A 23,036-nucleotide genomic window follows, 5' to 3' on the forward strand; every position below is an offset into this window, starting at 1 on the left:
ATCAAGTCTAGCTGGCTGGCGTAAGAATCCGGCTCCCTGCTCCGACTGCACGGCAAACAGGCTCAAGGAAACCCAACCATGAAAAAAATCCTGCTGCTGGCGCTGATCGCCCTGCTGATACTGGCGTTTTTTACTCTGGATCTGGATCGCTGGCTCACCCTGGACGTCCTCAGGCAGCATCAGGCCGCCATTGCAGAGATGCGCGCCGGGTCCCCCTGGCTGATGGCCGGCGGCTTTTTCGGGCTCTATGTGCTGATGGCGGCCCTGTCGTTGCCCGGCGCCGCCATCATGACCCTGGCCGCCGGCGCCCTGTTCGGCATTATTGAGGGGCTGGTGCTGGTGTCATTCGCTTCCAGCCTTGGCGCCACCCTGGCCTTTCTGGTGGCGCGCTTTCTGTTGCGGGAGCAGGTGCAAAGCCGCTTCGGCAACCGGCTGCAGGCCATCAACCGCGGCATTGAAAAAGACGGCGCCTTTTATCTGTTTACCCTGCGGCTGGTGCCGGTGTTTCCGTTTTTTGTGATCAACCTGGTGATGGGACTGACTCCCCTGGCCACCCGCACCTTTTACTGGGTCAGCCAGCTCGGCATGCTGCCCGGCACCCTGGTATATGTGAATGCCGGCACTCAGCTCGCCGCCATCGAGCAGCCGGGCGACATTCTCTCCCCCATGCTGCTGGGATCCTTTGCCCTGCTGGGGCTGTTCCCCTGGCTGGCCCGGTGGGTATTGCAACGCATTCGGCGACACCGGGTTTACACAGGTTACTCACGACCGAGCCGTTTTGATCGCAACCTGATTGTCATCGGCGCCGGCGCCGCCGGCCTGGTGAGCGCCTATATCGCCGCCGCGGTAAAAGCCAAAGTCACATTGATTGAAGCGGGCGAGATGGGCGGCGACTGCCTGAATACCGGCTGCGTACCCAGCAAGGCGCTGATCAAAAGTGCGCGCGTCGCCCACCAGCTGCGCCACGCCGACCGCTATGGCCTGAGGGCCGGCCAGCCTGAATTCAGCTTTCGTCAGGTGATGGCGCGGGTGCAGCGCATTATCGACAAGGTGGCTCCTCACGACAGTGTGGCGCGCTACACCGAGCTTGGTGTGGAGGTGATAAAGGGGTACGCCAGACTGGTGGATCCCTGGACGGTGGAGATCACTCAGGCCGATGGACAGACTCAGCGGCTTACCACTCGCAGCATTATTATCGCCGCCGGTGCCGAGCCGCTGGCGCCGCCCCTGCCGGGGCTCAATGACGTAGATTACCTGACCAGCGATACCCTATGGCAAGCCATGAGTGAACGCGACACGCCGCCGGCCCGGCTGCTGGTGCTGGGCGGCGGCCCCATCGGCTGCGAGCTGGCCCAGGCCTTTGCCCGGCTGGGCTCAGCGGTTACCCTGGTGCAGCGCAATGCCCGGCTGATGCCCAAGGAAGATTCAGAGGTGAGCGACTGGGTAAAAAGTGCGCTTGTCGCCGATGGCGTGCGGGTGCTGACCGGCTGCGATGTGGAGCGCGTTGAGCGCACCGGCGATGGTCTGCGGCTGCATGCTCAACAGGGCGACACGCCCCTTGAGATTGACGCCGACACCCTGCTGCTGGCCTTGGGCCGCCGCGCCCGGCTGACCGGCTACGGCCTGCAGGAGCTTGGCATTCCCGCCGAACGCACCATCGACACCAATGACTACCTGGAAACCCTCTTTCCCCATATTTATGCCGCCGGCGACGTGGCCGGCCCCTACCAGTTCACCCACACCGCCGCCCACATGGCCTGGTATGCCAGTGTCAACGCCCTGTTCGGCCAATTCAGGCGCTTTGCGGTGGACTACCGGGTGATCCCCTGGTGCACCTTTGTGGATCCGGAAGTGGCCAGGGTGGGCCTGAATGAACAGGAAGCCGGTAAACAGGGGGTGCCCTTTGAGGTGACCCGCTTTGAGCTGAACGAGCTGGACCGGGCCATTACCGACAGTGCCGAACAGGGCTTTATCAAGGTGCTGACCGAACCGGGCAAGGATCGCATTCTGGGTGTGACCATAGTGGGCCAGCACGCCGGCGAGCTGCTGGCGGAATATGTGCTGGCCATGAAGCACAACCTGGGCCTCAACAAAATACTGGGCACCATTCACGTCTATCCCACTCTGGCGGAAGCCAACAAGTATGCCGCCGGCGAGTGGAAACGGGCCCACGCCCCGAAGCGGCTGCTGGCCTGGCTAGCCCGCTACCATGCCTGGCGGCTGGGCCGCTAATACCAGCCAACATTAAACCATCGCTCTTTTGTAGCTGCCGCTTTAGCCGGCAGAGCCTGTGAAACAGGCTTTGGATGCACAGTCGCCTGCTGGTTTGCGCCGGCTAAAGCGGCGCCTGCGGCCCAAACTTGCAGGGTGTGCATAATGAATCAGGTTGGCGCACCACACAAAAACGGGCCGGGGATTAAGCCCCGGCCCGTATCCTGTGACCTGTCCTGGATTACGGCCGGCAATAACCGGGCTGCTCCAGGCCCCGTTTTTTCATGATTTGGCAGCGCCTGTTATCCACACCGTCACCCATGGACAGGGTTTTGCTGACGATGGGCGTATCGGGTGCAGACGTTACCGCCTGGGCGGGCACCATGGCCACGGAAAACAGTGCCGCCAGCGCCAGTGACATCAGGGTTTTCATGGTATGCCTCCTTTTTTAACATGGTTCGGCAACCGGACTGCACGGCGCAAGCCAGTGCCTTGATACCCTGCAGTGGTTAATTATTGGTCGCAGGCACCCCGGCAGTTCTTACACTGAAATACGCTTTCTCTGCCAAAATGTTTTCAGTTAACCAAGGAGATCAAGATGAAGATTCTGATGATACTGACTTCACACGATAAACTGGGTGACACCGGCGAGCCCACTGGTTTCTGGCTGGAAGAGCTCGCCGCCCCCTATTACCGGCTGAAGGACGCGGGCGCCCACATTACCCTGGCTTCACCCAAGGGGGGCCGGCCGCCCCTGGATCCCAAAAGCCATGCCCCCGACATGATGACCGACGACACTCATCGCTTTGAAGCCGATGCCGAGGCCATGGCTGCCCTCGACAATACCCTGCCCCTCACCCGGGTCCACGACCGGGAGTTTGACGCCGTGTTTTACCCCGGCGGCCATGGCCCGCTGTGGGATCTGGCGGAAAACGCCACCTCCGTGGGCGTTATCGAGCATATGCTGCGCCGGGGCAAGCCGGTGGCGGCGGTGTGCCACGGCCCCGCCGTGTTGTGTCATGCCCGAACCCCGGATGGCCAGCCGGTGGTCAAGGGGAAAGCCGTTACCGGCTTCAGCAACCGTGAAGAAGCGGCCGTGGGTCTCACCGAAGTGGTGCCCTTTTCCGTGGAAGACATGCTCACCGGTCAGGGTGGCCGCTACAGCAAGGGGGAAGACTGGAGCAGTTATGTGGTCACCGATGGCCTGCTCATTACCGGGCAGAACCCGGCCTCCAGCGCCGCCACCGCCGAAGCCCTGCTGGCGGTACTCAAGGGTTAACGATACATTGGGCGCTGCCGCAAGCAACCGGAGCAGCGCCCCCATGGGCAAACACCTTTCTCTTACCACACGCCTGAGCCTGATGTTCAGCCTGACCATGCTGGCCATCTGGGGGCTGGTCAGCCTGGCGCTGATGCAGGCGCTGGATCATCACTTCGCCCGTCAGGACGAGGCCGATCTCAGGGGCAAAATGGTGCTGGTGAAAAACCTGCTGACCAGCCAGCTGAATCATGGCCAGCCGGACTGGGGCCAGCTGGAGTCCGGGTTGCACAGCGCCCTGGCCGGCTATGGCGATCACCGGCTGCAGATTACCACCCCCCAGGGCCTGCTGCTGGCGGGCAGCCGTCTGCCCCGGCCACCGGCCCCGAGCACCGCTGAATGGCCGGTGATTGAAAGCTGGGAAGAAGCCGGCATTCGCTATCGCAGCATCGCGGCTCCCTTTGCCCTTTCATCCAGGACAGCCACTCCCGACATGCCGGACTCGGTGATGATTCGTGTGGTGTTCGACACCCGTTACCACCAGCACTTTATCGATGACATCAAGGCCGCTCTGCTCTGGCTGACCGGCGCCATGGCACTGGTGTCGGTGCTGCTGGGCTGGTTTGCCTCGCGCACCGGGCTCAGGCCATTACGTGCCCTGGCCGGGCTGGCCACTCGCATTACCGCCAGCAAACTGGATCACCGCCTGCCCCTGGCCGGCGTGCCGGCGGAGCTGCATGCCCCCATACAGGCCTTCAACAACATGCTGAACCGGCTGGAAGACTCCTTTCAGCGGCTGACCGACTTTTCTTCCGACATTGCCCACGAGCTGCGCACCCCGATAAACAGCCTGATGATGCAGACCCAGGTCGCCCTGAGTCAGCCACGGGATGCCGCTGATTACCGTGAAGCCCTCTACGCCAACCTGGAGGCCGCCGAGCGGCTCGGCAGAATGATCAATGAAATGCTGTTTCTGGCCAAATCGGATCGGGGACAGCTGACGCTGCAGCATGCCTCCCTGGATCTGGCCGAGGAGCTGGATGAGCTGATTGAATTTTTTGAGCCCCTGGCCAGTGACCGGCAGGTGCAGCTGCGCCGCGAGGGACAAGCGGGTTTGCAAGGCGACCGGGCCATGCTGCAACGGGCCTTCAGCAATTTGCTGAGCAACGCCATTCGTTATACCCCGGCACGACAGGCGGTGACCATCACCATCGCTCAGGACGAAAATGGCGTTACCGTGGCCGTGGCCAATCCGGGGCCGGCCATTCCGCCGGCACAATGGCCACGGCTGTTTGACCGGTTTTACCGTGCCGACCATGCCCGCCAGCCGGCCACCGAGGGCACCGGCCTGGGGCTGGCCATCGCAAACGCCATCGTCAGCCATCATGGTGGCAACTTGTCGGTATCTTCCGATGAACGGGAAACTTGCTTTACCGCCCGGTTTCCCGCCCCCTCACCATCACCATGAGCCCTTAATGTATGCCGTGGCGGCGTTGCTGCTCCCGCACATAGGCGATAATGGCCGTCACTTCGTCACGGCTCACCCCGGCCACCGGCGGCATATCGCCAAAGCGCCAGTGATGGGCACGCACGCCGTTGGCGGCGGCCCGGTAAAAGGCCTCGTCGCCATGGTGAGACGGCTCGTACACCTTGTGAATAAAAGGTGGCCCCTGGCGTGTGCCCCTGAGGTCGGCACCGTGGCAGCTGGCACAATATTCACCGTAAACGGCCTGCCCCTGCGCCGAGAGTGCCCTGTCGTGGGGCATGTCACCCCACATAAAACGGCCGCCCATCAGAAAATGGCCAGCGATCATGACCAGTAACACCAGCGCCACGGCCCCGGCCAGCCAGAACACCCAGCGGTTTGAGTTTGATGTCTTGTTCACCATTCATTGCCTTCTCTGGTTAATGAGCGCCTGACGGCGCTCTTTCAGGCATCATTGTGTGATCTTCACCTGCCCCTTCATACCGGCTTCCATATGTCCGGGGATCAGGCAGGCGAAGTCCAGGGTGCCGGCCTGGTCAAAATGCCAGACGATGCCTCCTTTCTGACCGGGCTTAAGGCGGATCATGTTGGGCTCGGCATGTTCCATGTGCGGCATTTGCCGCATCATTTCGGCATGCTGCTGCAGCATCTCCATGTGGCCCAGCACCAGCTCGTGATCCAGCTTGCCGCGGTTGCTTACAAAAAAGCGCACCGTTTCGCCGGCCTTCACCTCAATGCTGGCCGGGGTAAAACGCATATCATCGCTCATGTCCACGGCGATGGTACGGCTGACTTCGGCTGCCTGGCCAGGCCGGCCCATGCCGCTCATGTGCTGCGCCATGGCCGCCATATCATGGTGCTCCATGGCCCCGCCGTGGCCATGACCACCCTCATGGCCGCCCGCCGCCAGCGCCAGACCGGGCAACAGCGCCAGCATCATGATGGAATATTTTGCTTTCATTGGTTATCTCCTCCCATAAAACAGGTTGACGCTGCCGGCTTAAAACCAGAAGCGGATCCCGGCCACCCAGCGGGTGTCCCGGGTTGATTCGCCTTCATCCCGCGCCAGATCGGCGGTATTGCCCAGGGCGGCTTGCCATTCCCAGCCCACATAGGGCGCGAACTGGCGGCTGAACTCATAGCGCAGCCGGGCTCCCGCCACCAGCTCCGACAGCCCCCGGCCCTGACCGCGTTCGGCATCGTCCTGGCCAAAGGCGGTCAGCTCAATGGCCGGCTGCAGTACCAGCCGCTGGGTCAGCAACAGTTCGTATTCCGCCTCCAGCGCCAGCGCGGTCTGACCGTCGTCGCCCAGGTAGGCGGTGGCGTCCAGCTCCACCCAGTAGGGTGCCAGCCCGGAGACGCCGGCGGCCAGCCAGCCCTGATCCGGGCCGTGTCCGGTGTCGTAACGCACACCCAGCTCACTGTTCCAGAATGCGGTCAGGGCGTGCCTCCACAGCAGCTCGGTGCTGGCTTCCGCCAGCCGGCCGTGTTCGATGTCGCCTTCCGCCTTCACCACGGCCCGGTCGTAATCCCGCCCGGCCCAGGCGCTCACCTCATAGACCAGGGCCTGTTCATCGCCATTGTCCACCCGCTCCAGCCGATCGGCCAACACACCGTAAAACAGGTGCTCGTCGGCCAGTTTCAGCTGGCGGGGTCCGGGCAGGGCGTAAGGCCCCTCATCCAGGGTAACGCCACCGGAGTAAGCATGGGGATCCCGGGCGTCGGCCGGCGGCTTGCCCCCCTGCATCTGCATATCGCCATGATCCATCTGGGCCAGGGCCGGAAGGGCAGTCAGCGCCATGGCACCAAAGACATAATTGATCGTTGCCGTGTGTTTGCTCATGACACCACCACCATGCGGAACATGCCCGCGTCCATATGGAACATCAGATGACAGTGCCAGGCCCAACGACCAAGAGCGTCGGCGGTCACCAGAAAGCTGATGCGCTGGGCCGGCTGCACCGGTATGGTGTGCCGGCGGCACAAGAATTCGCCGTCCGGACTCTCCAGCTCGCTCCACATGCCATGCAGGTGCATGGGGTGGGTCATCATTGTGTCGTTGTGCAGAATAATGCGTACCCGTTCGCCATAACTGAGGTGTACCGGGGTAGAGCCGCCGAATTCGACGCCGTCGAACGACCAGGTGTAGCGCTCCATGTTACCGGTAAGGTGCAGCTCAATCTCCCGCTCGGGTGGCCGGGGATCCATGGGGCCGCCGGGGGTGCGCAGATCCGCCAGGGTGAGCACCCGCCGGCCGTTATTGCGCAGGCCCACCCCGGGATCGTCCAGATTGGTACGGGGGGTATCGACCCGCATGTCGACACTGGGGCCATATTCGGTGCGGGCATGGCGCACTTCCTTGCTGGCCGCCGCCAGGCCGCCGACCATGGCACCATGGCCCATGGCTGCGTGATCCATGCCCGCCATGTTCTGCATGTCGCCGTGGCCCATGGCCGAATGATCCATACCCGCCATATTCTGCATGTCGCCGTGGCCCATGGCCGCATGATCCATACCTGCCATATTGCCGTGGCCCATGGCGCCATGATCCATGCTGCCCATCATGTCGGCCATGGTCAGGGCTTGAGGTTCATCCACCGGCGGCACGGCGGCGCTCAGCCCTTCACGGGTGGCCAGAGTGCCCCGGGCATAACCGGTTCTGTCCATGGCCTGGGCGAACAGGGTGTAGGCTTCGGCGGTGGGCTCCACCAGCACATCGTAGGTCTCGCCGGGGCCAAAACGGAACTCGTCCACCTCCACCGGGGCCACGTTAAGGCCATCGGCCTGCACCACGGTCAGTTTCAGGCCGGGAATGCGCACATCATAAAAGGTGTTGCCGGCGCCATTGATAAAGCGCAGCCGTACCCGCTCACCGGGTCTGAACAGGCCGGTCCAGTTGCCGGCGGGGGTGGTGCCGTTCATCAGGTAGGTCAGGGTCTCGGCAGACAAGTCCGCCAGATCGCTCGGGCTCATGCGCATCTGGTTCCACATTTGCCGCTTTTCCAGCGCCGCGCCCAGGCCATCCCTGCTCATATCACGGAAAAAGTCCGCCACCGTTGGCTGATTAAAGTTGTAGAAGTCGCCCTGGTTTTTCAGTTTGCCAAACACCCGCATGGGGTTTTCATCGGTCCAGTCCGACAACACCACCACATGCTCGCGATCGGCCTTGATGGTGTCGGCCTCTGCCGGCTCGATGATCAGCGCCCCGTACATGCCGGTCAGCTCCTGCATGCCCGAGTGGGAGTGATACCAGTAGGTGCCGCTCTGCTCCAGGGTGTATTGGTAGGTGAAGGTCTCGCCGGGGGCGATGCCGGCAAAGCTGATGCCGGGCACGCCGTCCATCTGAAACGGCAGAATAATGCCATGCCAGTGAATGGAGGTGGGCTCCTTGAGCCGGTTGGTCACGCGAATGGTGACGGTGTCGCCCTCGCGCATGCGCAGGGTAGGCCCGGGAATGGAGCCGTTAATGGTGGTGGCCATGCGTGCACGGCCGGTGAAGTTGACCGGGGTTTCGTCGATCACCAGATCGAACTCGGTGCCGGACAGCACCGGCACCTGGCCGGTGAGGGTGCCGGGGGCCGGCTGCCTGGCCGTGGCCAGCATGGGGGCCAGCCCCAGCACGGCGCCGCCGGCGGCCAGGCCCTGCACAAAGCGCCGCCGGGGCAGGTTGAGGGCGTTTTTTGGCTGTGTCATCACATTCCTTACCTATGCCGTTGTATTCCCAGTATGAATACATCAAGCATAGAAAGGTGCACCTGAAACCAGGATGACGGGAAAATGACAAAATTGTCATCTTTGTTACGCCGCTTGCGGGGCTTGAGCACCCTGCCCCTTGTGGGGCATGATGCGCCCTTTCCGGGTGACGGAGCCAGCCATGAAACTGTTGATCATCGAAGACGAACAAAGCACCGGCGACTATCTGCAAAAGGGCCTGCGCGAGGCGGGCTTTGTGGTGGATCTGGTGCGCAACGGCCTCGATGGCCTGCACCAGGCGGTGAATGAACCTTACGATCTGGTGGTGGCCGATGTCATGCTGCCGGATCTGGATGGCTGGCGTATTGTGGGCGCCCTGCGCGAGCAGGGCCGGCAGGTGCCAGTGCTGTTTCTGACCGCCCGGGACAGCGTGGAAGACAGAGTGCGGGGCCTGGAGCTGGGTGCCGACGATTATCTGGTGAAGCCCTTTGCCTTTGCCGAGCTGCTGGCCCGGGTGCGCACCCTGCTGCGCCGGGGCGCCCCCCGGCAGGATGAGCACAGGCTGCGAGTGGCGGATCTGGTGCTGGATCTGCCCCGCCGTCAGGTATGGCGCGCCGATACGCCCATTCATCTCACCAACAAGGAGTTCGCCCTGCTGGAGCTGCTGGTGCGCCGCCAGGGCGAGGTGTTGCCCCGCTCGCTGATCGCCTCCCTGGTGTGGGACATGAACTTCGACAGCGACACCAATGTGATCGACGTGTCCATTCGCCGGCTGCGGGGCAAGATAGACGACGGCTTTGAGCCCCGGCTGATCCACACGGTGCGCGGCATGGGCTATACCCTCGACACTCACAGGTAGCCGTGCTCCCGGGTGCCTATACTGACTGCACATTCATCACCCGGGAGCCTCTTATGTCTCAGCGTTATCACATGCAACAACTGGCCCTGCTCGAGCCGGAGCAGGCCGGCGAACAGGCCCGTTCACACCTGGAGCAGGCCCGGCAAAAGCTCGGCTTTGTGCCCAATATGTATCGCGCCATGGCCAACGGGCCGGCGCTGCTCGATACCTATCTGCACGGTTACCAGCAGTTTCGCGAGCACGGCAGCTTGAGCCCGGTGGAGCAGGAAGTAGTGCTGCTGGTGATCAGCCGGGAAAACGGCTGCGACTATTGCCTGGCGGCCCACAGCACCCTGGCCGACACCGCCTCCGGCGTGCCCGAGACGGTGACCAACGCCATTCGTAACGGTAAGCCGGTGCCCGATGCCAGACTGGCGGCGCTGGCAAGCTTTACCGAGGTCATGTTCACCAGCCGGGGCAACCCCACCCCGGAGCAGGCAAAGGCCTTTCTCGACGCCGGCTACAGCGAGGCCGCCATGCTGGACGTGATCCTGGCGCTGGCGGTGAAAACCCTCAGCAATTACTGCAACCACCTGTTTGAAACGCCGGTGGACGACGCCTTTGCCGGCCGCAAGATGTGAATAATGGAGCGCCTTCGGCGCTAATGCAGGCTGGCAGCCTGCGCTCCATTACTCTTGCACCCGGCTTAACTTCCCTTCCCGGTCCAGCCGGTATATGGCCAGATCCTCGGCCATAAACAGTCTGCCGGGGTAATGCGCCTGTGCTTCCCGTGCCAGATCCGCCACCGTCAGGCCGGGGCCTGAGTGCCGGTAACGGGGACTGAAGTGGGTGAGCACCAGATTGGGCACTCGCGCCCTTGCGGCAAAGGCGGCCACCGCAGCGGCGCTGCTGTGTTGGGGCTCGGGGCCCACCTTTGCCGCCACCTCGCGGGTATAGGTGGCCTCGTGCACCAGCACGCTGGCCCCCTTTATCGCCTCATGCAGCAGCGCCGGCGTGTCGTTATCACCGCCTATTACCACCTTGCGCGCCGTGGGCGGCGCCAGCTGGTAGTCCCGCCCGGCCAGCACTCTTCCGTCATCCAGAGTGACCACCTCGCCTCTGTGCAGCCTTCCCCACAGGGGGCCGGCGGGTACGCTGTCGGCTTTAAGTCGCTCGGTATCGAGCCGCCCTGCCAGCCCGGTTTCGGTAAAGGCATAGGCAAAGCTGGGCAGCCGGTGGGACAAGGCCGTGGCACTTACGTCAAACCCTTCCAGCGCCAGCAGGCTGTTGCCCGTTGCCAGTGTTTCCACACGCTCAAAACGCAGTTCAAAGTTCAGCTGCAGCTGGCTCATGGCCGCAGTGTGCTCCACCCAGGCCTGCAGACCCGCCGGGCCGATCAGGGTCAGGGGTGCCGTGCGGCCGTTCAGGCCGGCGCTGGCCAGCAGCCCCGGCAGGCCGTAACAGTGATCCCCGTGCAGATGAGTAATGCACACCGCCTGCAGCCAGTGCAGCGACAGCGGCGCCCGCAGCAACCGGTGCTGGGTGCCCTCACCACAGTCCACCAGCAGCCAGGATCTGGCCTTGTGTTTACGCAATGCCACCGCCGACAGGCTGCGGCTTCTGGTGGGGGTACCCGATGAGGTCCCCAGAAAAATCAGCTCCATATCTTGCTCGCTTACCGTGAAAAGTGTGCTTTTCCCTGCATTTTATGCTGTTTTTTGCCCGTTATCTTTGCGTAATGGCTGTGCTACCCTCATCAGTCACACAGTTTTAAACAGGACGGCATTTTCATGTCGTGACATTCACACACTTAACGTCAACCGGAGGTTCTCTGGTGAACCGGACCACAAGACTTCTGCTGCCGCTGTTGTGGCTGCTCTGTGTCATTCCCGGCATGGCTCAGGCCCAGCAACAAAGCCAGCCTGTTGATAATCCTTCCTATTCCGCCCTGGCCGATCTGCTGGAGAACGAGCAGTCCCGGGAAAAACTCATTCACGAACTTCGCACCCTGGCAGAAGACACACCGGCCGTGGCCGACACCGCCGCCACTGCCGATGCCGGGCCTTCCGCCACCCAGCAGCTGGCCCAGACCACCCGCGACATTGCCGAAGGCATAGGGGATCAGTTCACCGTGCTGGCCAATGTGCTCAACCACCTGGCCGAGGGGCAGGTGGCCGGTGACAACGGCAAGTTCAGCATGGGCAAGCTGCTGCATGCCACCCTGAACCTGGGGCTGGTGATCGCCGCCACCCTGATTGCCTTTTTTGTGCTTCGCGGGCTGGCCGGGCCTGTGTTCTCCCGGCTGGATCACTGGTCATTGCACGGTGCCGGCAAAACGCCGGTGCTCAGGCGCGTGCTGTGCGTGGCACTGGCAGCGGTGATCGATGCTCTGGCCGTGGGTCTGGCCTATGTGGGCGGTAATCTGGTGGCCACTTTTGCAGTGGGGGTGACCGGCGAGCAGACCACCCAGGCCTCGCTGTTTCTGAACGCCTTTATGGTGATCGAGCTGCTGAAGGCCGGTCTGCGCATGCTGTTTTCCAGCCGTTACGATGGCCTGCGCCTGCTACCCATCAATGCCACCGAGGCTACCTACTGGAACCGCTGGCTGGCGCTGCTGATTGGCCTGCTGGGTTATGGCGTCATGGTGCTGGAGCCGCTGGTAGCCATTCATGTTTCACCGGTGCTGAGCCAGGGTCTGAACACCCTGCTGATGCTGGCAGCCTTTGGTTATGCGGTGGGCGTCATCCTGAAAAACCGCCGGCGTCTGAGTGCGGCACTGCGTGACAAGGCCAACCAAAGCCAGCTGACCGCCAGCAAAATCAGCCTGCACCTGCTGGCCCGCACCTGGCACTGGCTGGCACTGGGCTATTTCACCGTGGTGCTGGTACTGGTATTGCTGAGCCCGGCCAACGCCCTGCCCTTTGTGCTGTTCGCCACCCTCAAAACCCTGGGGGTAATGATGGTGGGCATGTTGCTGTCTACCCTGCTCAGCCAGACCATAGGCCGGCGCATTCGGCTGTCGGACGAGCTGCGTCGCAAGCTGCCGCTGCTGGAAGCCCGGCTGAACAGCTATGTGCCCAACGGCCTGCGCTTTTTGCGCTTTCTGGTCCTGGTCGGCGTCATTCTGCTGACGCTTAACGCCTGGCGAGTGCTGGATCTGGCCACCTGGTATGCCTCCGAGGCCGGCGGCGTGCTGATGGGCCGCATTATTGCCGTGGCCTTTATTCTGGCCGTGTCTGCCGCCATCTGGGTGACCCTGGCCAGCCTGATTGAGCACAAGCTCAATCCGGAAACCGGCAACGGCATGCCCTCGGCCCGCACCCAGACATTGCTGTCGCTGTTCCGCAGCGCCCTGGCGGTGCTGCTGGTGACCATGACGGTAATGATTGCACTGTCGGAGCTGGGCATTGATATCGGCCCGCTGATCGCCGGTGCCGGTGTGCTGGGCCTGGCCATTGGTTTTGGCGCCCAGAAACTGGTGCAGGATGTGATCACCGGGGTGTTCATTCAGATTGAAAACGCCATGAACACCGGCGATGTAGTCACTCTGGGGGGCATTACCGGTGTTGCCGAGAAGCTCAGCATTCGCTCGGTGGGCATTCGCGATCTGAGCGGCACCTATCACATTATTCCGTTTTCCAGCGTGGATACGGTGTCCAACTATATGCGCGAGTTCGCCTACCATGTGGGCGAGTACCGGGTGTCCTATCGCGAGAACATTGACGATGCCATCGCCCACCTGCAAAACGCCTTTGACGAGCTGGTGGCGGATCCGGAGCAAAAGCCCTATGTGCTGGAAGCGCTGGAAGTGGCCGGTGTTATTGCGCTGGCCGACAGCTCAGTGAACATTCGGGTGCGCATCAAGACCGCCCCTGGCATGCAGTGGGCCGTGGGCCGCGCCTATAACCGGCTGGTGAAAATGCACTTCGAGCAGGCCGGCATCGAGATCCCCTACCCCCAGAGTACGGTGCATTTCGAGGGCAGCCGTCAGGGCGAGGCGCCGGCGCTGAAGCTGGAGCGGGCCTCCGCGTCAGAGCGCCATACCGGCACCTGAACGGACAGCAGATGTAAAAAAACCGGCTTCGGCCGGTTTTTTTATTGGTCCAGAAACCGGTCGCTGACATCCTGCGCCGGCTCTCAGCGCCGCCCGCGCGCCAGATCCCGCCCCAGGGTCACGGCCACAAACAGCACCACCAGCGGGATCAGGCCAAAGAGAATGCCGGTACGCAGCTGGGGCACATAACCCGAACCCAGGGTCAGCGCCACCATGTACCACACATAGGCCACATAAAGCGCCAGAAACAGGCCGCCCTCGGCCCGGTTGAGCCGCGCCCCGGTAAAGAACAGTGGCAGGCACAGCAGGGCTACTCCCAGCATCACCGGCATGTCGAGGGACGCCAGCTGCGCCCCGGCCTGCAACGGCGCCGGCGACACCAGCCCCGACAGCCCCAGCACGCACAGAATGTTGAACACATTGCTGCCCACCACGTTGCCAATGGCAATGTCACGCTGCCCTTTGATGGTGGCCATCACCGAGGTCATCACCTCGGGCAATGAGGTGCCGGCGGCGACAATGGTCAGGCCAATCACCGCTTCGCTCACGCCAAAGCCGGCGGCCAGCTGCACCGCACTCTGCACCAGCCAGCGCGCCCCAGGGTGCCATTCCAGGCCAAGATCACCGCCAGCACCGACACCCCGATCATGATGGGGACATCCTGGCGGATCAGCTGCTGCGAGGCCACCAGCGGAGAGATCACCGCCGCCAGCCCCAGAATAAACAGCACGTTGAAAATATTGCTGCCCACCACGTTGGCGATAGACAGCTCCGTCTGCCCGGCCCAGGCCGACTTCACGCTCACCGCCAGCTCGGGCGCACTGGTGCCAAAGGCCACCACCGTCAGGCCGATGACCAGCGCCGGCACACCCAGGCTGGCGGCCAGCCGGGCCGCCCCCCGCACCAGCAGATCGGCACCCACAATCAGTAACAGCAACCCCGTTATCAACATTAACCAGACCATGCGTTTCTCTCCTGAAGCAACACCGTCTTTCCCGTCATGGGGCAAAACGCCCTGAAGATAGCAGAACGCAACGGCGGCACCAGTCCTGTAGGCACAGCACAGAAAATATTTTTGCTGTTCCGTGTCAGTGCCTGCTCGTCAGTATCCGGTCATTTCAAGGTACCCCTGGCCCAGCGGTGCACCGCTGACGGCATCGGTCACACTGACCGTCCCTTCCCAGTAGGGCACCGAGGTGTGCATCCAGCGGTTGGGGTGATCTGCGCTCACATTAAGCTGAAGGTTTTGCGCCGGCAGAGTGAGTTGCCAGCGCACCGGTATTTGCCGGCCAGCGACCCCGGCACTTTTCAATGACGTAAGCGTTATATCCTCTGAACTCAGCGCCGTTACCTCGCCGCCGGGGGTTATCCAGCTGCCGGAGACATAGTCGTTGTCGTCACCGCGCAGACGAAAGGCCATCAGCTTGTGGCCGCTGGCAAGGTGCAGGGAAAACCAGTCCCAGCCGGTCTGACGCTCACTCAACAACTGGCTGCTCCATTCCCGATCCAGCCAGGCCTGGCCGCTCACCGCCAGCCGCTCACCGTTCAGCCATACCTCGCCGCTCACCCGGTAAAAGGGCTGGCTGTAATACATGGAGCCCTGACCATCGGCGGACTTCTGACTGAAACCATGAATGCCATGGCGCACCAGCGGGCCGCTGGCTTCCAGCACCAGTTCATAACCAAAGCTGCCCTGCTCATCCTCGGCCTCGGCGGTCAGGCGCAACTGGTCCAGCTCCTCCCCGCTGCCGCTCAGGCTTTCCAGCCGCCAGTTATCCAGCCAGGCCCGAAACGGCTGCGCCATCACCCCGGCCTGTTGAGTGGCACTCACAATACCTATGCCCCGGGCAAAGCGCTCGGCCACTCTGTGCTGCTCACCACGAGACAGCGCCAGATGCGCCATCCAGATCTGCTCCACCGCCCAGGGGCCGGGAGTCGCTGGCTCCGCCGTGGGCGGCGGCATGGCCTGGCGAAACAGGGTCCACTGCCCCCCCAGGGGCTCGCCGTTTTCATCCTGCAGGTTGGCGGTGAGATACCACCACTCAATGCGAAAGTCCGGATGCGGGCCATGATCCTCGGGAAAGTTCAGGGTCATGCCAGCGTGAGCCTCGGCATAGCCTTCACCGGCGGCCCCCAGACCGGCAAAGCCGCTGTGCTCGTTATTATTGCGATCATCGCAGGCGCTCAGCAAAAAGATGAATAACCCGCACAGCAGGCAGACTGTAGCTGCCGCTTTAGCCGGCAAAGCCTGTGCAACAGGCTTGAAATGCACACTTGCCCGTGAAGGTGCGCCGGCTGAAGCGGCGCCTACGGCATGGTTCAAGGCCGGGTTTAAACCGCAAGTCTTCATATGCTTTCCTCCTCCGCCAGCAGTGCCCGGGGTGGCGTGCGCCAGAGCTTGAGCATGGGCAGGACCGCCGCCAGCAGCGCCACCAGCACGGCGATCACCGGGGTCAGGCCCATTTCAGCAGGAAACACATGCAGCGGCAGCCGCCAGCCAAAGGCCGCCACATTAATGCCCCACACCAGACAGGCGGTAATGGCCACTCCCAGCGGAATGGCCAGCAGGCCGGTGGCCAGGGCCAGTCCGGCAAGCTGAGCCAGCTGCACCGCCAGCAGCCGGTGTCGGGGCACGCCCAGGGCCCAGACCGTGGCCAGACGCCGGCGAAAGGAGCCCGCCTGCGCCAGCAGGGTGGCCAGCAGCGCCAGCGCCGCCACCGCCAGAGTGAGCGCATTCAGCGCCCGCGTAATGGCAAAGGTGCGCTCATAAATGGCCGTCGCCCGCGCCTTGACCTCGCGCTGATCCTGCAGCCGGTTCACCGTGAGCGCAAAGTCCTCGGTCAGCGCTCGCCTGAGCATACCGGCCTTTATACCGGGCACAAGCACCACCCCCATGGCCGCCGGCGGCACACCAAACAGCCGCTGCACCCGGGCCGTGGTCATGACCAGCTCGCCTTTGGGGTTGCCGTAATCCGGGTAAATGCCCGCTACCGTGACCGTCTCTGCGCCACCGGACACCGCCATGCTCAGCCTGTCGCCAAGGGCAATGCCTTCACGCCGGGCCAGTTGCTCGTTGATAAAAACATCCCCCCGGCGCAACCCTTGCCAGGCGGCCTGCCGGGTCTCAAAGGCCAGCAGTGGCCAGTGCGCCACCAGCGCCGGTGCCGGGGTAATGCCGGAAACGGCCAGGGGCAAGCGAAGCTCGCGCCGAGTGCCGGCTGAGCGAATGGCCAGCAGTCCGGTCTCGGCGCTGGCGGTGGTGAGTATGGCCTGCACCTCCGGCCGCCGGCCCAGCCAGGCATGCAACCGGTCAAACTGCGCCGGCGGCGGCCGAAGGTACAAATCCGCCAGCAGCCGCTGATCGAGCCAGTCAAGAAAGGTCAGCCGAAACCCGCCCACCATGCTGCTCACCCCCAGGTTGGCCGACAGCGCAATCAGCAGGGCCATCATGGCCAGAGACAATCGCGGCAGTTGCAGCTGCATGTCTGCCAGCGCCCACTGGGTAAGTGGCCGGCGCTGAGCCCGCCGCAACAACAATCGCAAGAGCCCGGCCAGCAGCGGCGGCAGCCAGAGGGCGGCGGCCAGCAACAGGGCCGCCACCAGACCGAACCCGGCAAGCAGGCCCTGCCCGGGGGCCGAGCTCAGCAGCCGCAACCAGCACGCCAGCGCCAGCAGAGCGGCGCCACTCCCCAGCCGGGCCTGCCAGCGCAACTGACGCTGATACCCGGCCCGCCAGGCCTGCGCCCGTCCCAGCCCGAGCAGCGGCAACCGGCTGGCCCGCCAAAGCACGCCACTGCCGGCAATCAGCAAACCGCCTAAAGTCACCCCCAGGTTGCCCAGCCAGTAATGCCAGGGCAGACTGAGGGTAACGCTGACCCGGGCGCCATAAAGGCTTTGCAGGGTGGCGGCCACGTCCGGCAGCAGGGCGCCGGCCAGCCAGACCCCGCTTACCAGCCCTGCCAGCGCGCCGAGCAGCCCCAGCAGCAACAGCTCCAGCGCCAGGATTGCAATCAGCATGGGGGCCGGCACCCCAAGCGCCCGCAGGGTGCGCAACAAACCCAGCCGCTGCTCCAGCGCCAGGCCCAGCGCCGCCTGCACAATAAACAGCCCCACCAACAGCGCCAGCAGCGCCATGGCGGTGAGATTAAGGTGAAAACTCTCGGTCAGCTCACCGGGGCCGGCCCGGCTGTCGCGTTGCACCAGCCGGTAACCTGCGGGCACCGCCACCGGCTCCTGCTTGATGATCAGCGCCGTAATGTGCGCTTCGGCATTCAGCAGGCGGGCGGCAGCGGCAATGTCCATCACCAGCGTCCGGGGCGGCAGCCCGGGGGCAGTCACCATGGGCGGCAGCGCCCTGCCATTTTCAAGCCGCGGCGCGTCACCCAGTTGTGCCCGTGTGTCCGGCGCCAGCCGCACCTGCCAGGGCGGTGCAATAAAATCCTGCAACTGCCCCTCTGTACTGCCAAAAGAACTGCCGGCAGGCAGAGTGAAAGGATCAATACCCACCAGGGTAAGCCGAATGCCGCTCTCGGTGGTGATCTCCCCCTGCAGCAGCGGCGACACCGGCAGCCCGACCCGGCGCAAGTGAACAAAATCACTGTGGGTAAGCGGCTGGCCGTTATCGCGCTCAAGACGCACAAGATCAGCGCCCAGCAGTGCCTCGGCCCGAGCATAATTGTCCTTCGCCGAGGCGTTAATGGCCTGCACCCCGCTCCACAGCGCCCCCGCCACCCAGAGCCCCAGCAGCAGCATGGCCAGCTGCCCCGGATGACGCCGGTAGTGGGACAGCAAGGTAACCAGCACCACGCGGATCATGATGCCGCGCTCCCGTTTATCAGCCGGCCGTGATGCAGGGTTAAACAGGCGTCGAGGGGGGCCGCCACCCTGGGGCTGTGGGTCACCATCAGCAGGCTGCTGCCGCTTTCGGTCACCAGCTCCAGCAGCAGGGCCAGCACGGCGTCGGCGGTGGTTTCATCCAGATTGCCGGTGGGCTCGTCGGCCAGCAACAGCGCCGGGCGGGCGGCCAGGGCCCGGCCAATGGCCAGCCGCTGCTGCTGGCCGCCGGAGAGCTGCTCGGGGTAATCATGCTCGCGCCCGCTCAGCCCCAGCCGCGTCAGCAGGTGCGCCGACCAGGCGGCGCTTTCACGCCCCGCCAGCCGGGCCTGCAGCCGCAGATTGTCGGCCACGTTCAGGCTTGGCACCAGGTGAAACTGCTGAAACACCAGGCCAAGGACAGTGCGCCTGATCTGCGCCCGGCCCGCATCATTCAGGCCGGTCAGGGATTGGCCGCCAATCAGCACCTCGCCCCGGTCGGGCACATCCAGCCCCGCCGCCAGGTGCAGCAGGGTTGACTTGCCGCTGCCCGACTCCCCCATCAGCGCCAGACTCTCGCCGGCAGCCAGACTCAGATCCACCCCCTGCAGCACGTTCAGCGCCCCCTGGGGCGTGGCGTAGTGCTTGTGCACCCGGCGAAACTCCAGCATGGTTTTCATCCCCTCGTTGCCAACCCTGGTGTCTGGTAACCATAGGTGTTGAAAGGGCGAACATGGCCGCGCTTTCAGATACAATTCCGGTTTTTCATCATCGAGGGGAAAGCCGATATGCTGGTAAAACTGTTACGCAATGGCATTGGAGGTGTGGTGCAGGTGGGCGATATTCTCACCCGCCCGGCCAAAATGAAGCGCACGCCCGAGGCACAGCAGCAGGTAGACGAGGCCTGCCAGCAACTGGCGCTCTATCAGCTGCCCCGCTGCCCCTTTTGCATCAAGGTGCGCCGGGCCATGCACAAGCTGAACCTGCCCATTGAAAAGCGCAATGTGCACCCGGGCTCCCCCCACAGAGACGCGCTGCAGGCCGGCGGCGGCCGGGTAAAATCTCCCTGCCTGCGCATTGAGGAAAACGGCGACGTCCGCTGGATGTATGAGTCGAACGACATTATCGCCTATCTGCAGCAGCGGTTCGGTTAAGCTTTCTCGAATCCATGCAGGCCTGCCGGTAGCAGTACCCTTCCGATGAGAGATCGGGGGCTCCCAGCCGGCAGTGCTTGCAGATGCCGGGCCGCTGCGGGCGAGCGCTGGCTCTGGCCGGGGCGACCTGCCTTGGTCTGGAAATGGGCGGGAGCCGGGCCGGTTGCGGTTGCGGTTGCGGTTGCGGTTGCGGTTGCGGTTGCCATTGTTGCTGCTGTTGTCTTCGACGCAATTCGGCATCGCGCTTTTTTTGCGCCTCCCGCTCCGCCCGCATTTTTTGTGCTCGCGGATGATATAACCAGTGCAGGCACTTGCAGTGGGTGCTCATAATGCGCAGCAGCCAGCTGATGCTGTCCAGCCCGGCCGGTTTTTCTGCCTTGAACATCAGCCCGGCAAACACGGCGTAATCCACCGAGAGCACACCGGTGCAGCCATGGTCCTGGGTATATGCCGTTAACCAGGGCGGCGGTGCGGTTGCACAGCTGCCAGCCGGCGGCAGGTAAATGCCAAGCCTGTATCTGGCGTCATTCCCCACCTGATACAGCGCCGTGGGGCCTTCTGCCGGGCCGGATGACGGAATGTATTTCACCGTCACGGTTTTGCCCGCGCACACCGGCTTGTGAAAGCCGTCAATGCGCAGTGCCGGCGTGTTGAGGGATGCCACCCGATCCAGTTTATCCAGCAACATCAGACGAATGCTGGTTTCAAAGGCAAAGGCGCAGTCCCGCTCACTGCCCTTGTGGTGGCTGAAGTGATGGGCTTTTTGTTTGCCCTTGCGCGCGATCAATACCCCATTGCAACTGGGGCAATGACAACGGCAGCCAAGGCCGCTTTCCACCTCTTCCACAGAAACGATTTTCTGATCAGTATCCCTGACGGCGAAGGGAATTAAGGTTTTACCTGACATGGCAGCACTTGTCCGTATGCATAAGGCCGATATGCAGCCAGTGTGGCATTGGTTGGCGTGAATGGCGAACGGAAGAGTGAGCAAGGTTGCCGCTGCGCGCCAATATGCGGGCAGGCTGCCAGCGCTCCGGGCCATGCCGAGGCTTTAAATATCAACTGCCATTGCTTGAAGACGGCGACGTTTTACACGGCCACACAAACGCGATGCGCAGGTGTTAACAGACGTCAGAGGTTCGGCTTTCTGAATGAGAAAAGTAAAGAGAAGAAAAATCGAAGGGATTCGTAATGAATATTGGAGGTGGCGCCCGCCAGCCACATCCCGGCACTCGAAGGTCCTCGCCGTGGCTGCTCCCTTCCGGGCCTGACCAGGTAGACAAGGTTTCGATGCGGGAGGACCAACGGGGCCACCATCGAAGCGAGGCCAGTGTAACAAAACGGCCTTTCAATGCAACCACCCGAGAACCGACTGCGGGTTTATTGGCCGCTTTCAGTTCATAATCCCCTCACTCGATAAACCTTGCTGTGGTTGCTCTCTTCCGGGCCTGACACTACCCCCTCAAAACGGAAAGAACAACGGCACCAGGGTCAGCACGCCGGCACTGTAGAGCAGGCTGACCGGCAACCCCGACCTGATGTAGTCCATCACCCGGTAGCGGCCCGGCGAATACACCATCAGGTGAGTCTGGTAGCCAAAAGGCACCAGAAAACAGGCGCTGGCCCCAAAGGCCACCGCCATGATAAAGGGCATGGGATCCACGCCAAAGCCCTGGGCGGTAGACAGGCCAATAGGAAACGCCAGGGCGGCGGCGGCGTTGTTGGTGACGGTTTCGGTCAGCAGCAGGGTGATGAGATACACCCCCACAAAGGCGCCGACCACGCCGTAGCCGTTAAATACACTGCGCATGGCCTCCGCCACCAGAGCCGCGGCGCCCGAGTTCTCCAGCGCCTTGGCCACGGTCAGCGCCGAGCCGATCACCATCAACAATTCAAAGGGAAAACGCCGGCGCAGCTCCGACAGGGTAAGAATGCGGGTCAGCAGCAGCGCCGCCAGCAGCATCAGCAGGCCGTTCAGCAGCGGCACCAGGCCGACTGCCGCCAGACCGATCACCAGACCAAAACCACTGAAGGCAAACAGGCTCTGGCGCACGCTGAGCCTGGGCCGTTGCAGACTGTTGCTGAGCAGGTGAAAGTTGCGATCCAGGTTGCGGTGCTGTTTGAAGTCGGGCCCCACTGCCAGCAACAGGCTGTCGCCTACCCTGAGCGGTATCTTGCCCAGGGTGCCATAAAGCCGGCGGCCTCCCCGGCGTATGCCCACCACCCCGGCATTGAACATGGTGCGAAAGTCCACTTCCTGCAGGGTGCGGTTGGCCAGCTCCGACTCATTGGAAACCACCACCTCCACCAGGTTGGAAGCCAGCAGCCGCTCTACCCCATTGCCAAACAGCTCCAGACCGGCAAACTGCTGCAGTGCCTGCACCTTTTCCACTTCACCGGTAAACACCAGCACGTCGTCCGCTTCCAGCACTTCGTCCGGTGACACCGGGCTTATCAGCCGGTCATTACGGGCAATTTCCAGCAAAAACAGGCCATTTAGCCGACGCAGGCCGTTTTCCTCAATGCTGTGACCAATCAGCGGCGAGCCGGCTTCCAGCCGCGCTTCCAGAAAATAGGGCTGGGCGCTTTCCTTGTCCTGGATCTGGTGAGTGGGCAGCAAGCGCCGGCTGAACAACAGGCCCAGCAAACACAGCAGCGCCACCGGCAGCCCCACCAGAGTAAACTGAAACATGCCCAGCGCCGGCAGGCCGGCGTTGACCACAAAGGAGTTCACCACCAGGTTGGTGGAAGTGCCCACCAGGGTGGTAATGCCCCCCAGCACGGAGGCGAACGACAACGGAATAAGCAGGCGGGACGGCGGTATATGGCGCTGGCGGGAAATCACCCCCAGCAGCGACCCCACCACGGCGGTGTTGTTAAGAAAGGCCGAGAGCCCCGCGGTCAGCCCCATCAACCGCAGGCTGGCACGCCACTCCTTGCCCCTCAGCAGCGTATCGGACAAGCGTTCCAGCAAGGGCGAACGCTCCAGCGCCAGCGACACCAGCATCAGCACCAGCAGGGTGATGAGCGCCGGGTTGGAAAAACTCGCCAGCATGGCCTGCTCGCTGACTACACCAAAGATCACATATCCTATCGCCCAGGCGCTGAACAGCACGGCCGGCTTTATTTGGCCGTGAACCAGCAGCAGCAGCAGAGCGCCAATCGATGCTAATACCAAATATGCTGACATATATAACCACTCGCTCTTTAGCAGGGCTATCATTGTACGCATATATCAAATAGACTGGATACATGAAGTATCTATAACATTTTGCTATTAGCATAATCCATAATTGGGAGCGGTATCACAATGAATCTGACCCACCTGCAACGGCTGGAAGCCGAAAGTATCCACATCATGCGGGAAGTGGTGGCCGAGGCCGACAACCCGGTCATGCTCTATTCCATCGGCAAGGACAGCGCCGTGATGCTGCACCTGGCCATGAAGGCCTTCTACCCCTCGGTGCCGCCGTTCCCGCTGCTGCATGTGGACACCCGCTGGAAGTTCCGCGAAATGTACGAGTTCCGCG

Annotated in this window: 21 protein-coding genes and 1 other RNA gene; 8 read left to right on the plus strand and 14 right to left on the minus strand. The window is 62.9% G+C overall.

Translation table 11 applies throughout. The features are described from left to right. Nucleotides 1-78: 78 nt before the first annotated feature. Entirely contained in the window at nt 79-2,232 is a 2,154-nt protein-coding gene (locus DA373_RS13820) for an FAD-dependent oxidoreductase (RefSeq protein ID WP_107852894.1), read from the plus strand. Nucleotides 2,233-2,452: 220 nt separating this feature from the next. Here DA373_RS13820 and DA373_RS13825 read toward each other — a convergent pair whose 3' ends face one another. Beyond that, nucleotides 2,453-2,644: a hypothetical protein gene (locus DA373_RS13825; RefSeq protein ID WP_107852895.1), complete on the minus strand. Its 192-nt coding sequence runs from the start codon at nt 2,642-2,644 to the stop codon at nt 2,453-2,455. Between the two features lie 165 nt (nt 2,645-2,809). Here DA373_RS13825 and DA373_RS13830 point away from each other — a divergent pair, with 165 nt between their 5' ends. Continuing rightward, nucleotides 2,810-3,490, plus strand: a complete 681-nt coding sequence (locus DA373_RS13830) for a type 1 glutamine amidotransferase domain-containing protein (protein WP_107852896.1) — start codon at nt 2,810-2,812, stop codon at nt 3,488-3,490. Between the two features lie 43 nt (nt 3,491-3,533). Further along, complete coding sequence (locus tag DA373_RS13835) at nt 3,534-4,937, plus strand: heavy metal sensor histidine kinase (RefSeq protein ID WP_107852897.1); 1,404 nt, start codon at nt 3,534-3,536, stop codon at nt 4,935-4,937. Between the two features lie 4 nt (nt 4,938-4,941). Here DA373_RS13835 and DA373_RS13840 read toward each other — a convergent pair whose 3' ends face one another. The 4 genes from DA373_RS13840 to DA373_RS13855 are packed head-to-tail and all read right to left on the minus strand — an operon-like array spanning nt 4,942 to nt 8,648. Further along, nucleotides 4,942-5,355, minus strand: a complete 414-nt coding sequence (locus DA373_RS13840) for a c-type cytochrome (protein ID WP_107852910.1) — start codon at nt 5,353-5,355, stop codon at nt 4,942-4,944. 51 nt (nt 5,356-5,406) lie between these two features. Beyond that, nucleotides 5,407-5,916: a cupredoxin domain-containing protein gene (locus tag DA373_RS13845; RefSeq protein WP_232821281.1), complete on the minus strand. Its 510-nt coding sequence runs from the start codon at nt 5,914-5,916 to the stop codon at nt 5,407-5,409. Nucleotides 5,917-5,955: 39 nt separating this feature from the next. Continuing rightward, nucleotides 5,956-6,798, minus strand: a complete 843-nt coding sequence (locus DA373_RS13850) for a copper resistance protein B (RefSeq protein ID WP_107852898.1) — start codon at nt 6,796-6,798, stop codon at nt 5,956-5,958. Continuing rightward, nucleotides 6,795-8,648 carry a copper resistance system multicopper oxidase gene (locus DA373_RS13855; protein ID WP_107852899.1) on the minus strand — a complete coding sequence of 618 codons (1,854 nt, stop codon included), beginning with the start codon at nt 8,646-8,648 and terminating at the stop codon, nt 6,795-6,797. Before DA373_RS13855 ends, DA373_RS13850 begins: the two co-directional genes overlap by 4 nt. Before the next feature lie 181 nt (nt 8,649-8,829). Between DA373_RS13855 and DA373_RS13860 the strand changes: the two genes are divergently transcribed. Together DA373_RS13860 and DA373_RS13865 are read left to right on the plus strand one after the other, a co-directional pair. Beyond that, the gene (locus DA373_RS13860) at nt 8,830-9,507 is read left to right on the plus strand and encodes a heavy metal response regulator transcription factor (RefSeq protein WP_107852900.1); all 678 of its coding nucleotides are present in this window, start codon (nt 8,830-8,832) and stop codon (nt 9,505-9,507) included. 53 nt (nt 9,508-9,560) lie between these two features. Next, a complete protein-coding gene (locus tag DA373_RS13865; protein ID WP_107852901.1) occupies nt 9,561-10,127 on the plus strand; it encodes a carboxymuconolactone decarboxylase family protein in 567 nt (188 codons plus the stop codon). Between the two features lie 48 nt (nt 10,128-10,175). On the opposite strand, the gene DA373_RS13870 is transcribed toward DA373_RS13865, so the two are convergent. Next, complete coding sequence (locus DA373_RS13870; protein WP_107852902.1) at nt 10,176-11,150, minus strand: ribonuclease Z; 975 nt, start codon at nt 11,148-11,150, stop codon at nt 10,176-10,178. 170 nt (nt 11,151-11,320) lie between these two features. Here DA373_RS13870 and DA373_RS13875 point away from each other — a divergent pair, with 170 nt between their 5' ends. Next, complete coding sequence (locus tag DA373_RS13875; RefSeq protein WP_198650318.1) at nt 11,321-13,540, plus strand: mechanosensitive ion channel domain-containing protein; 2,220 nt, start codon at nt 11,321-11,323, stop codon at nt 13,538-13,540. 83 nt (nt 13,541-13,623) lie between these two features. Here DA373_RS13875 and DA373_RS16510 read toward each other — a convergent pair whose 3' ends face one another. From DA373_RS16510 to DA373_RS13895, 5 genes are all read right to left on the minus strand, one after another. Continuing rightward, entirely contained in the window at nt 13,624-14,124 is a 501-nt protein-coding gene (locus DA373_RS16510; RefSeq protein WP_232821282.1) for a sodium:calcium antiporter, read from the minus strand. Further along, nucleotides 14,085-14,504, minus strand: coding sequence for a sodium:calcium antiporter (locus DA373_RS16515; RefSeq protein WP_232821283.1), 420 nt, complete (start codon nt 14,502-14,504; stop codon nt 14,085-14,087). The genes DA373_RS16510 and DA373_RS16515 overlap by 40 nt, the downstream gene beginning before the upstream one ends. 138 nt (nt 14,505-14,642) lie before the next feature. Further along, nucleotides 14,643-15,731 carry a lipocalin-like domain-containing protein gene (locus tag DA373_RS13885; RefSeq protein WP_232821284.1) on the minus strand — a complete coding sequence of 363 codons (1,089 nt, stop codon included), beginning with the start codon at nt 15,729-15,731 and terminating at the stop codon, nt 14,643-14,645. Nucleotides 15,732-15,886: 155 nt separating this feature from the next. Then, nucleotides 15,887-18,355, minus strand: a complete 2,469-nt coding sequence (locus DA373_RS13890; protein ID WP_107852904.1) for an ABC transporter permease — start codon at nt 18,353-18,355, stop codon at nt 15,887-15,889. After that, complete coding sequence (locus tag DA373_RS13895) at nt 18,352-19,032, minus strand: ABC transporter ATP-binding protein (RefSeq protein ID WP_232821285.1); 681 nt, start codon at nt 19,030-19,032, stop codon at nt 18,352-18,354. The genes DA373_RS13890 and DA373_RS13895 overlap by 4 nt, the downstream gene beginning before the upstream one ends. Nucleotides 19,033-19,140: 108 nt before the next feature. On the opposite strand from DA373_RS13895, the gene DA373_RS13900 reads away from it, so the two are divergent. Continuing rightward, nucleotides 19,141-19,506 carry a glutathione S-transferase N-terminal domain-containing protein gene (locus tag DA373_RS13900; protein ID WP_107852905.1) on the plus strand — a complete coding sequence of 122 codons (366 nt, stop codon included), beginning with the start codon at nt 19,141-19,143 and terminating at the stop codon, nt 19,504-19,506. Here the strand turns inward: DA373_RS13900 and DA373_RS13905 are convergent. From DA373_RS13905 to DA373_RS13915, 3 genes are all read right to left on the minus strand, one after another. Continuing rightward, nucleotides 19,475-20,413, minus strand: a complete 939-nt coding sequence (locus DA373_RS13905; RefSeq protein ID WP_198650319.1) for a competence protein CoiA family protein — start codon at nt 20,411-20,413, stop codon at nt 19,475-19,477. The genes DA373_RS13900 and DA373_RS13905 overlap by 32 nt on opposite strands. Nucleotides 20,414-20,715: 302 nt before the next feature. Beyond that, nucleotides 20,716-20,813, minus strand: an RNA gene (ffs, locus tag DA373_RS13910) — signal recognition particle sRNA small type. Between the two features lie 155 nt (nt 20,814-20,968). Continuing rightward, a complete protein-coding gene (locus tag DA373_RS13915) occupies nt 20,969-22,696 on the minus strand; it encodes an SLC13 family permease (protein WP_107852907.1) in 1,728 nt (575 codons plus the stop codon). A 120-nt stretch (nt 22,697-22,816) separates the two neighbouring features. Between DA373_RS13915 and DA373_RS13920 the strand changes: the two genes are divergently transcribed. Then, nucleotides 22,817-23,036: phosphoadenosine phosphosulfate reductase domain-containing protein (locus DA373_RS13920; RefSeq protein ID WP_157953728.1), on the plus strand; the 220-nt coding region annotated here is incomplete at its 3' end.

Origin of the sequence: Oceanimonas marisflavi, from assembly GCF_003049725.1 — a bacterium.
GTDB lineage: Bacteria > Pseudomonadota > Gammaproteobacteria > Enterobacterales > Aeromonadaceae > Oceanimonas > Oceanimonas marisflavi.

Excerpts from the sequence above, each read along its gene's own strand:
- DA373_RS13820 (WP_107852894.1), top strand. The coding sequence starts at position 79 with ATGAAAAAAATCCTGCTGCTGGCGCTGATCGCCCTGCTGATACTGGCG.
- DA373_RS13825 (WP_107852895.1), bottom strand. The coding sequence starts at position 2,644 with ATGAAAACCCTGATGTCACTGGCGCTGGCGGCACTGTTTTCCGTGGCC.
- DA373_RS13830 (WP_107852896.1), top strand. The coding sequence starts at position 2,810 with ATGAAGATTCTGATGATACTGACTTCACACGATAAACTGGGTGACACC.
- DA373_RS13835 (WP_107852897.1), top strand. The coding sequence starts at position 3,534 with ATGGGCAAACACCTTTCTCTTACCACACGCCTGAGCCTGATGTTCAGC.
- DA373_RS13845 (WP_232821281.1), bottom strand. The coding sequence starts at position 5,916 with ATGAAAGCAAAATATTCCATCATGATGCTGGCGCTGTTGCCCGGTCTG.
- DA373_RS13850 (WP_107852898.1), bottom strand. The coding sequence starts at position 6,798 with ATGAGCAAACACACGGCAACGATCAATTATGTCTTTGGTGCCATGGCG.
- DA373_RS13855 (WP_107852899.1), bottom strand. The coding sequence starts at position 8,648 with ATGACACAGCCAAAAAACGCCCTCAACCTGCCCCGGCGGCGCTTTGTG.
- DA373_RS13860 (WP_107852900.1), top strand. The coding sequence starts at position 8,830 with ATGAAACTGTTGATCATCGAAGACGAACAAAGCACCGGCGACTATCTG.
- DA373_RS13865 (WP_107852901.1), top strand. The coding sequence starts at position 9,561 with ATGTCTCAGCGTTATCACATGCAACAACTGGCCCTGCTCGAGCCGGAG.
- DA373_RS13870 (WP_107852902.1), bottom strand. The coding sequence starts at position 11,150 with ATGGAGCTGATTTTTCTGGGGACCTCATCGGGTACCCCCACCAGAAGC.
- DA373_RS16515 (WP_232821283.1), bottom strand. The coding sequence starts at position 14,504 with ATGGTCTGGTTAATGTTGATAACGGGGTTGCTGTTACTGATTGTGGGT.
- DA373_RS13890 (WP_107852904.1), bottom strand. The coding sequence starts at position 18,355 with ATGATCCGCGTGGTGCTGGTTACCTTGCTGTCCCACTACCGGCGTCAT.
- DA373_RS13895 (WP_232821285.1), bottom strand. The coding sequence starts at position 19,032 with ATGAAAACCATGCTGGAGTTTCGCCGGGTGCACAAGCACTACGCCACG.
- DA373_RS13900 (WP_107852905.1), top strand. The coding sequence starts at position 19,141 with ATGCTGGTAAAACTGTTACGCAATGGCATTGGAGGTGTGGTGCAGGTG.
- DA373_RS13905 (WP_198650319.1), bottom strand. The coding sequence starts at position 20,413 with ATGTCAGGTAAAACCTTAATTCCCTTCGCCGTCAGGGATACTGATCAG.
- DA373_RS13915 (WP_107852907.1), bottom strand. The coding sequence starts at position 22,696 with ATGTCAGCATATTTGGTATTAGCATCGATTGGCGCTCTGCTGCTGCTG.